Source organism: Phenylobacterium sp., assembly GCF_035475775.1.
In the GTDB taxonomy this organism is placed as follows: Bacteria; Pseudomonadota; Alphaproteobacteria; order Caulobacterales; family Caulobacteraceae; genus Phenylobacterium.
In genome coordinates, this window is record NZ_DATIMC010000104.1 from 1 (window position 1) to 8,766 (window position 8,766).

Annotated in this window: 8 protein-coding genes and 1 pseudogene; 4 read left to right on the forward strand and 5 right to left on the reverse strand. The window is 70.2% G+C overall.

Annotated elements, in window-relative coordinates:
- Positions 1-129: pseudogene (locus tag VLI41_RS12990) on the forward strand (sulfate adenylyltransferase small subunit); the annotation flags it as partial.
- A 152-nt stretch (positions 130-281) separates the two neighbouring features.
- Entirely contained in the window at positions 282-2,186 is a 1,905-nt protein-coding gene (gene cysN, locus VLI41_RS12995) for a sulfate adenylyltransferase subunit CysN (RefSeq protein ID WP_325268508.1), read from the forward strand.
- 118 nt (positions 2,187-2,304) lie between these two features.
- Here the strand turns inward: cysN and VLI41_RS13000 are convergent, their stop codons facing one another.
- The 5 genes from VLI41_RS13000 to VLI41_RS13020 form a co-directional block, all read right to left on the reverse strand.
- Positions 2,305-2,979: a carboxymuconolactone decarboxylase family protein gene (locus VLI41_RS13000; RefSeq protein ID WP_325268509.1), complete on the reverse strand. Its 675-nt coding sequence runs from the start codon at positions 2,977-2,979 to the stop codon at positions 2,305-2,307.
- Positions 2,979-3,524 (reverse strand): VOC family protein, encoded by a 546-nt coding sequence (locus VLI41_RS13005; RefSeq protein ID WP_325268510.1) that lies wholly within the window; start codon positions 3,522-3,524, stop codon positions 2,979-2,981. Before VLI41_RS13005 ends, VLI41_RS13000 begins: the two co-directional genes overlap by 1 nt.
- 28 nt (positions 3,525-3,552) lie before the next feature.
- Positions 3,553-4,569, reverse strand: a complete 1,017-nt coding sequence (locus tag VLI41_RS13010; protein WP_325268511.1) for an NAD(P)-dependent alcohol dehydrogenase — start codon at positions 4,567-4,569, stop codon at positions 3,553-3,555.
- 65 nt (positions 4,570-4,634) lie between these two features.
- Positions 4,635-5,396 (reverse strand): N-acyl homoserine lactonase family protein, encoded by a 762-nt coding sequence (locus VLI41_RS13015; RefSeq protein ID WP_325268512.1) that lies wholly within the window; start codon positions 5,394-5,396, stop codon positions 4,635-4,637.
- A 45-nt stretch (positions 5,397-5,441) separates the two neighbouring features.
- Entirely contained in the window at positions 5,442-6,599 is a 1,158-nt protein-coding gene (locus VLI41_RS13020; protein ID WP_325268513.1) for an MFS transporter, read from the reverse strand.
- A gap of 111 nt (positions 6,600-6,710) precedes the next feature.
- Here VLI41_RS13020 and VLI41_RS13025 point away from each other — a divergent pair, with 111 nt between their 5' ends.
- A complete protein-coding gene (locus VLI41_RS13025) occupies positions 6,711-7,985 on the forward strand; it encodes an aminotransferase class III-fold pyridoxal phosphate-dependent enzyme (protein WP_325268514.1) in 1,275 nt (424 codons plus the stop codon).
- Positions 7,985-8,766, forward strand: a 782-nt coding sequence (locus VLI41_RS13030) for an amidase (RefSeq protein WP_325268515.1), incomplete at its 3' end; no start/stop codon positions are given. The genes VLI41_RS13025 and VLI41_RS13030, both read left to right, overlap by 1 nt.

The following is an 8,766-nucleotide window of genomic DNA, read 5'->3' on the forward strand; positions in this document are numbered from 1 at the left end:
ACCGCGGCGACCCTGCCCGAGATCATCCAGGAGATGCTGCTCACCACCACCTCCGAGCGCCAAGGCCGGGTCATCGACCGCGACCAGTCCGCCTCCATGGAGAAGAAGAAGCAGGAGGGGTATTTCTGATGGGCCGCCTGGCTCAGTTGCTCCCGCTCAGGGGGAGCTGTCCCGGAGGGACTGAGGGGGCTTCCGCTCAGAACGAGCTACTGCGGCCCCGCGGCGGAAACCCCCTCCGCCGCTTCGCGCTTCCCCTCCCGCTGCGGGGGAGGAACTAGGACATGGCCCACCAGTCGGCGCTGATCGCCGAGGACATCGAAGGCTACCTCAGGGCGCACGAGGTCAAGAGCCTGCTCCGCTTCCTGACCTGCGGCTCGGTGGACGACGGCAAGTCCACGCTGATCGGGCGGCTGCTGTACGATTCGAAGATGATCTTCGAGGACCAGCTGGCGGCGCTGGAGGCGGACTCCAAGCGGCTCGGCACGCAGGGCGGCGAGATCGACTTCGCGCTGCTGGTCGACGGCCTGGCGGCCGAGCGCGAGCAGGGCATCACCATCGACGTCGCCTACCGCTTCTTCTCCACCGACAAGCGCAAGTTCATCGTCGCCGACACGCCGGGCCACGAGCAGTACACGCGCAACATGGTGACCGGCGCCTCGACCGCCGACGCCGCGGTGATCCTGATCGATGCGCGCAAGGGCGTGCTGACCCAGACCAAGCGGCACAGCTACCTGGTGAGCCTCTTGGGCATCCGCCACGTGGCGCTGGCGATCAACAAGATGGACCTGGTCGGCTGGTCGCAAGAGGTGTTCGACCAGATCGTCGCCGACTACCACGATTTCGCCGCCCGCATCGGGATCAAGGTCTTCACGCCGATCCCGATGTCGGCGCTGAAGGGCGACAACATCACCGAGCTGTCGGCCAACCTGGGTTGGTACGCGGGCCAGCCGCTGATGCGCTGGCTGGAAGACCTGCCGGTCGAGGACGAGCTGCAGGCCAGGCCCTTCCGCATGCCGGTGCAATGGGTGAACCGGCCGAACCTCGACTTCCGCGGCTTCTCCGGCCTGGTCTCTTCCGGCGTCATCCGGCCGGGCGACAGGGTCAAGGCCCTGCCCTCGGGCCGCGAGACCGTCGTGGAGCGCATCGTGACCCTGGCCGGCGACCTGCCGCAGGCCGTGGCCGGCCAGGCGGTGACGCTGACGCTGACGGACGAGATCGACGTCTCCCGCGGCGACGTGCTCGCCGAGACGAAGTCGCCGGCCGCCGTCGCCGACCAGTTCGAGGCGACGCTCGTGTGGTTCGACGACGAGCACATGCTGCCGGGGCGGCCCTACCTGATGAAGCTCGGGACGCGCACGGTCGCGGCCCAGGTCACCGAGCCCAAGTACAAGGTCAACGTGAACACGCTCGAGCACCTCGCCGCCAAGCGGCTGGAGCTCAACGAGATCGGGGTGGTCAACCTGTCGACCGACGCCCCCGTCGCCTTCGATCCCTACGAGGAGAACAAGGACCTCGGCGGATTCATCCTGATCGACCGGATCTCCAACCGCACGGTGGGCGCGGGCCTCCTGCACTTCGCGCTGCGGCGCAGCCAGAACATCCACTGGCAGGCGCTCGACGTCGACAAACAGGCGCGGGCGCTCGCCAAGGGCCAGGCCGGCCGGGTCGTCTGGTTCACGGGCCTCTCCGGCGCCGGCAAGTCGACCATCGCCAACCTGGTGGAGAAGAAGCTGCACGCCGACGGGCGGCACACCTACCTGCTGGATGGCGACAACGTCCGCCACGGGCTCAACAAGGACCTCGGCTTCACCGAGGAGGACCGGGTGGAGAACATCCGGCGCGTGGCCGAGGTGGCCAGGCTGATGGTCGACGCCGGCCTGATCGTGCTGGTCTCCTTCATCTCGCCATTCCGCGCCGAGCGGCGGATGGCGCGCGAGCTGCTGGCCCCCGGCGAGTTCGTCGAGGTGTTCGTCGACACCCCGCTGGCGGAGGCGGAGCGCCGCGACGTGAAGGGGCTCTACGCCAAGGCCCGCGCGGGCGAGCTGAAGAACTTCACCGGCGTGGACTCGCCCTACGAGCCGCCGGAGCACGCGGAGCTCCGCATCGACACCACGCGGCTCGCGCCCGAAGCCGCCGCCGAGGCGATCGTCCACTGGCTGGACGGCGCCGAGCCCTCAGGAATCTGAACCGCCGGTGGAACCCGGCGTCGGCGCGGCGGTTGGAGCGGCGGGCTGGCCAAGCGCCAGTCGCGAAGCCCTCGAGTGGAGGCCCGGCGGCCCGCATTCCGGCCGCCGGGCCCATCGCTCAGTCGTTTCGCGACAGTTCCTCCTGCGGAGGAGCATTGCGCCGCCCGACATCCAGGAAGTCTCGCGCGCTGAAGCCCTCCGGCGAGGCGACCTCGACGATCGGATCGTCGCGGTCGTCCCACTCGAGCCGCAGCGCCTTGGTCATCACCGCGTGCATGTCGTAGAGGCAGGTGATGTAGGTGAGCTCGAGGATCTCCTCGTCGGAGAGGAAGCCCTTCAGGGCCGTGAACACCGCCTCGGGCGTGCGGCCGGCCTGCAGCACCAGGCAGTCGGCGTAGGCCAGCACCGCCCGCTCCCGCTCATCGAAGACGTCGGCGACCTGCCAGTGCGGCACGGCGGCGATCTTCGCCTCCGGCACGCCCAGGCCGCGCAGCGACTTGCAGTGCTGGGAGAAGACGAACTGGCTGGCCTTCGCCCAGCCGGCGCGGGTCTGGGCGAGCTCGCGCAGCACCGGGTCGAGCTTGCGGTTGGGATTGCGGTAGAGGGCGAAGCCGCGGTTGCAGTGGTCGAGCACGTCCGGGGCCAGCGCGAAGACGGTCCACCAGTCGCCGCGCGTGCCGGTGGAGGTGCCGGGCTGGCTCACCGGGTCGCGGTCCTCGAACAACAGGTCGTAGGTGCGCTTCACGACCTCGCTCTCGGCGGCCTTGCGCGAGACCTGGCGAAGGCGGGGCATCAGGCGACGGGCTCCGCAGCGCGAGCGGGTTCGTGCGCGACGTCCTCGGGCCCGAAGCCCCTCAGGGTCGCTGCGTATTCCAGCATGATGCCGTTGGGATCGCGGAAATAGACCGAGCGGATCCAGACCCCCTCGTGCATCTCGCGCGCCACGCCGGCGGCGCTGTCGTCGTGGTTCACCACCACGGGCGCCGAGACGTGCACGCCGCGGGACTTGAGCTTTGCGATGGCGCCTTCCAGCTCGTCCTCGTCCATGTGGAAAGCCACGTGGTTCATCGAGCCCACCGCCGACATCGGCTTTGCCGGAAAGTCGGCGACCGAAGCGATGCCCGGCGCCGCCTGGGGCGCATCGGCCCACCAGAAGAAGGCGAGCAGCGTGTCCCCGCCGCAATCGAAGAAGAAGTGCTGGCCGCCGTCTGGCAGGGCGACCGTCTTCACCAGCGGCATGTCGAGCGTCTCGGTGTAGAACTTCACCGTCTCGGCCATGTCTCGGCAGACCAGCGCCAGGTGGTTGATGCCCTTGGCATTGAGTTTGTCGGTTCGCATCGACGCCTCCTTCAGAGGTCCGTGGAAATCAGAACGTCAGTACGATCTTGCCGAAGTGCTCGCCGCCGCGCATCGCCTCGAACGCGGCCTTGGCCTCGGTCCATGGAAACAGCTTGTCGACGACGGGGCCGATGCGGTGCTGCTCGATCGCCTTGCACATCGCCTCGAACGCCTCGCGCGAGCCCACTGACAACCCCTGCAGCTTGGCGGAATTGCCGATCAGGGCTGCCGGGTTGAACGGGTTCCCCTGCCCGGCCACCACGCCGATGATCGCGATATGGCCGCCGATCCGGATGGCCCGCATCGACTGCTCGATGGTGCCGCCGCCGCCCACCTCCAGGATCAGGTCCGCGCCCACGCCGCCGGTCGCGGCGCGCACGGCTTTCGCCCACTCGGGCTCGGCGCGGTAGTTCACCCGGTGATCGGCCCCCAGCGCCTCGGCGCGCGCAAGCTTCTCGTCGGAGGACGAGGTGATCAGCGTCCGGCAACCCGCGGCATGTGCGAACTGCAGGCCGAATATCGAGACCCCGCCGGTGCCCTGCAGGACGACCGTGTCGCCGGGCTTCAGGCGCGCATCCTCGAACAGGCCGCGCCAGGCGGTGAGCGCTGCGCACGGCAGGCAGGCCACCTGCTCGTCGGTGAGGAAGTCCGGGACCTTCGACAGGCCCTGCTCGGAGAAGACGCCGAGCTCGCGCCCGGCGCCCGGGATCGGATAGCCGAGCGCGGTGGAGAGCTTCTCCTGGGTCGGCGGCCCGGCGATCCAGCCCTGGAAGAACAGGGTCGCCACGCGATCCCCGACCTTGACGCGGGTCACGCCCGCGCCCACCGCCTCGACCACGCCGCAGCCGTCGGAGAAGGGGATGATCGGGCCGGCCGTCGCCGGGCCGCGCCCATAGATCCCGCCGACCATCAAGAGGTCGCGGTAGTTGAGCGAGACCGCGCGCATGCGGATCAGGACCTCGCCCGGACCCGGCTTCGGGTCCGGCAGCTCGACGACCTTGATCTGGTCGAGCCCCCAGGGCTCGGCGACGTTGAGCGCGCGCATTCAGATCCTCCCGCGCCATCTAGCGGCCGGCGACCCCCGCTCGGCAAGGCTGTCCTCGCGTCAGCTCAGGCGCGAGCCGAGGGCAGCACGGCGTTGTCGCCCCACTGGCCGGGGTCGTGGCCGAACACCATCACCGTTTCGGGCTCGCGCATCGCCAGCAGGGCGTCGAGCGAGCGGTTCATGGCGGCGTGGTCGGAGAACTCCGGGAAGCGGCGCGTCTCGACCACCTCGCAGGCGTAGCAGGCGTCGCCCACCAGGATGTGGTCGCCCTGGGCGTTGCGGACCCGCAGCGACTGGTGGCCGGGCGTGTGGCCATAGCTCGGGACCAGCACCGCCGAACCGTCGCCGAACAGGTCGTGCTCGCCGTCGACGAGCTTCAGCTGATGACCGAGGTCGAAGTAGACGCGCGGCAGGAAGTAGCGCCCGGCGACCTCGTCATCCATGCCGGCTTCCCACTCGCGCTTCTGGACGACGAGGGTCGCGTTCGGCAGCTGGGCCAGGCCGCCGGCGTGGTCGAAGTGCAGGTGCGAGGCGACCACCCAGCGCACCCGCGCCGGATCGATCTCGAGCCGCTCGAGATGGGCGGTGAGCGTCTCCTGCGCCGTGAGCTTCACGTCCGCGCCCTGCGCCCGCAGCAAGCCGCGATAGGCGTCGGCCTCGTCCATCATCCCGAGCGGCAGGCCGGTGTCGAACAGCGCCACCCCGTCCGGATGCTCCAGCACGTAGAACGGCACCGGCACGTCGATCGGCGCATCGCCCGACAGGCCGAGTCCCGCCGGGGTCGTGTGGAACTGGCCGCAGACGCAGCCGAACAGGCGAAAGGCCATGCAACCCTCCTCGACATTGCAGGAGGCTACGCCCGGGCGGCGGCTTCAATCCAGCCGCTTCACGCCATAGAGCCGGACCGCGCCGACCAGGCCGGCCGCGCTCATGGCGCTCATCAAGAGGTAGCCCTGCGCGCCGTAGCGGTCGAACAGCCAACCCGAGGCGATGGTCGCCAGGCCCGAGATGAAGCCCCCGGAGAGCGACGAGTTGATCGCCTGGGCGGCCGAGGCGTTGCGCGGCGCCGACAGCCGCTGGGCGAGCTCCAGAGAGGCCAGGAACGTCGCCGCGTAGGAGAGCGCATGCAGCCCCTGCAGCGGGAACACCAGCCAGAGCGGCGGCGAACAGGCGTAGGCCGTCCAGCGGACGATGGCGGCGGCTCCGCCGAGCACCAGCAGGCGTCGCGCGCCCATCCGGCGGCGCCACGGCTCCAGGAGCCACATGAAGACGATCTCCACCGCCACGCCCGTGGCCCAGAGCAGGCCGGTCAGGCTTTCCGGAACGCCCTGCTGCTTCCAGGCGAGCGTCGAGAACGCGTAGTAGAAGGCGTGCGCCGACTGGATCAGGCCGGCCGACAGCACCGCGGTCAGGAACACCGGATCGCGCAGCAGCTCGCCGACCCCCGCCATCCGTTCCGCAAGGCCCGCCATATGACCCTCGTCGTGGACCGGGTCGGGCGGCAGCAGCAGGCGCGCACCGAGCCCGGTCAGCGCCACGGCGGCGACCATCCACACCAGCACCAGTTCGGGCGTACCGCGCGTGATCAGCCAGCCCACCGCCAGGTTGCCGACGATGAAGGCGGCCGAGCCGATCGCCCGCACGCCGCCGAAGTTGAAGCCGTCGCGGGCGGCGCGCTTCAGCGTGATCACGTCGGCCAGCGGCGACAGCGTCGAATACATCGACGAGGCGGCGAACCAGACCACGGCCCAGCCCGCGAAGCCGAGCGGCAGCGCCATGGCGCTGTAGAGCGCCGTCACGGCCGCGGCCATGACGATCAGCGCCGTGCGGCGGAGCCGGAAGCTGTCGGCCCAGACCGCCAGCAAGGGCGCGGTGAACGCCCTGGCCATCATCGGCAGCGACAGGATCAGGCCGATGCGCGCGCCGGAGAGCCCGTGGTGGGCGAACCACACGGGGAGATAGGGCGAGCTCGCCCCGGTCCCGATGAAGATCGCCCCGTAGAAGAGGCCCAGGCGCAGCGGCGGCGGCATGGGGCGGGGATTAGCAGGAGTCTCCCCGCCCTTCTCCCTCGCGGGAGAAGGATGCTTGCGTCGTCATCGTCTCCTGCCACTAATCGCTGATCAGCGATCAGGGAGGCCGCGATGACCCGAGCCAACAGCCGCGATCGGCAGCTCAGAGACCGCGCCGAGGCGGTGATCCCGGGCGGCATGTACGGCCACCAGGCGGTGGGCCTGCTGCCCGAGGACTACCCGCAGTTCTTCGAGCGGGGCGAAGGCGCGCATATCTGGGATGTCGACGGCAGCCGCTACCTCGACCTCATGTGCGCCTACGGACCGAACCTGTTCGGCTACGCCAACCCGCAGATCGACGCCGCCTACGTCCGCCAGCTGGGCCTGGGCGACACGCTCACCGGCCCGACGGCGCTGATGGTCGAGATGGCGGAGGCTATGGTGGCGATGGTGAGCCACGCCGCCTGGGCCATGTTCTGCAAGAACGGCACCGACGCCACTTCCATGGCCCTGACGATCTCCCGGGCGCACACGCGCAAGAAGACGGTGATCCGGGCCAAGGGCGCCTACCACGGCGCGGCGGCCTGGTGCACGCCGCGGCCGGCCGGCGTGATCGAGACCGACCGGGCGCACCAGATCTTCTGCGACTACAATGACGTCGCCTCGCTGGAGGAGGCCGCCGCGCAGGCCGGCGACGACCTCGCCTGCATCTTCGCCGCGCCCTTCAAGCACGACGCCTTTATCGACCAGGCCGAGCCGGACCTCGCCTACGCCCGCAAGGCCCGCGAGATCTGCGACCGCACCGGCGCGCTCCTGGTGGTCGACGACGTGCGCGCGGGGCTGAGGCTGGCGCGCGATTGCTCCTGGAGCCGCATCGGCGTCGAGCCGGACCTCTCGACCTGGGGCAAGTGCATCGCCAACGGCCATCCGATCTCCGCGCTGCTGGGCTCGGACAAGGCCCGCAAGGCCGCCAGCGTGATCTTCGTCACCGGCTCCTTCTGGTACCAGGCGGCGCCCATGGCCGCCGGGCTCGAGACGCTGCGGCTGGTGCGCGACACCGACTACCTGGAGCGGATCACCGCGCTGGGCCGGCGTCTGCGGGACGGCCTTGCGGAACGCGCCGAAGCGGCGGGCTTTGCGCTTCGCCAGACCGGGCCGGTGACCATGCCGCTGTTCCTGTTCGAGGACGATCCGGATCTCAGGAAGGGCTTCTGCTTCTCCTCGGCGATGCTGGATCGCGGGATCTATGTGCACCCCTGGCACAATATGTTCCTCTGCGCGGCCATGACCGAGGCCGACATCGACCAGGCGCTGGCCGCGGCCGAGGGGGCGTTCGCGGTGCTCAAGGGCGCCGCCGGAACCCTGCCGCCGGTCGAAAAGCTCGCCTTCCTGGCCGGAGCCCACTGATGGACGACTATTCCGAGCACGACGGCCTGGGCCTGGCGGAGCTGGTCCGGAAGAAACAGGTCACGCCGGCCGAGCTGGTGGAGGCGGCGATCGCGCGCGCCGAGCGGCTGAACCCGACGCTGAACGCCATCGTCTACAAGGGTTACGACGACGCCCGCGCCTGGGCTCGGGGCGAGCTGCCGGACGGGCCCTTCCCCGGCGTGCCGTTCCTGATCAAGGACCTCGGCATGCCGGTCGCGGGCTGGCCCCGGACATCCGGCTCGAAGTTCGCGCGAGACCTGGTCGACAGCGAGGACGGCGGGCTCACCCGTCGCTACCGCGCCGCCGGCGTCGTGCCGATCGGCAAAAGCAACACGCCGGAGTACGGCATCACCGGCACCACAGAGAGCGCGCGGCTCGGACCCTGCCGCAATCCATGGGATCCCGACCATATCGCCGGCGGCTCCTCGGGCGGCTCGGCGGCGGCGGTGGCGGCGGGGATCGTTCCCCTGGCGCACGCCTCCGACGGCCTGGGCTCGATCCGCATCCCGGCGGCCTGCTGCGGGCTGGTGGGGCTGAAGGTCACCCGCGACCGCAATCCCAACCTGCCGGACGGCTACGACTATGCGCTGGGCAATGTGGTCGACCACGTGGTCAGCCGCACGGTTCGCGACAGCGCCGCCATGCTCGACGCCACCGGCTGGCCGGAGCCCGGCTCGCCCTATCCCGCCCCGCCCAAGGCCCGGCCCTATGTCGAAGAGGTGGCCGCCACACCCGGCAAGCTGCGCATCGCCTGGTCGTC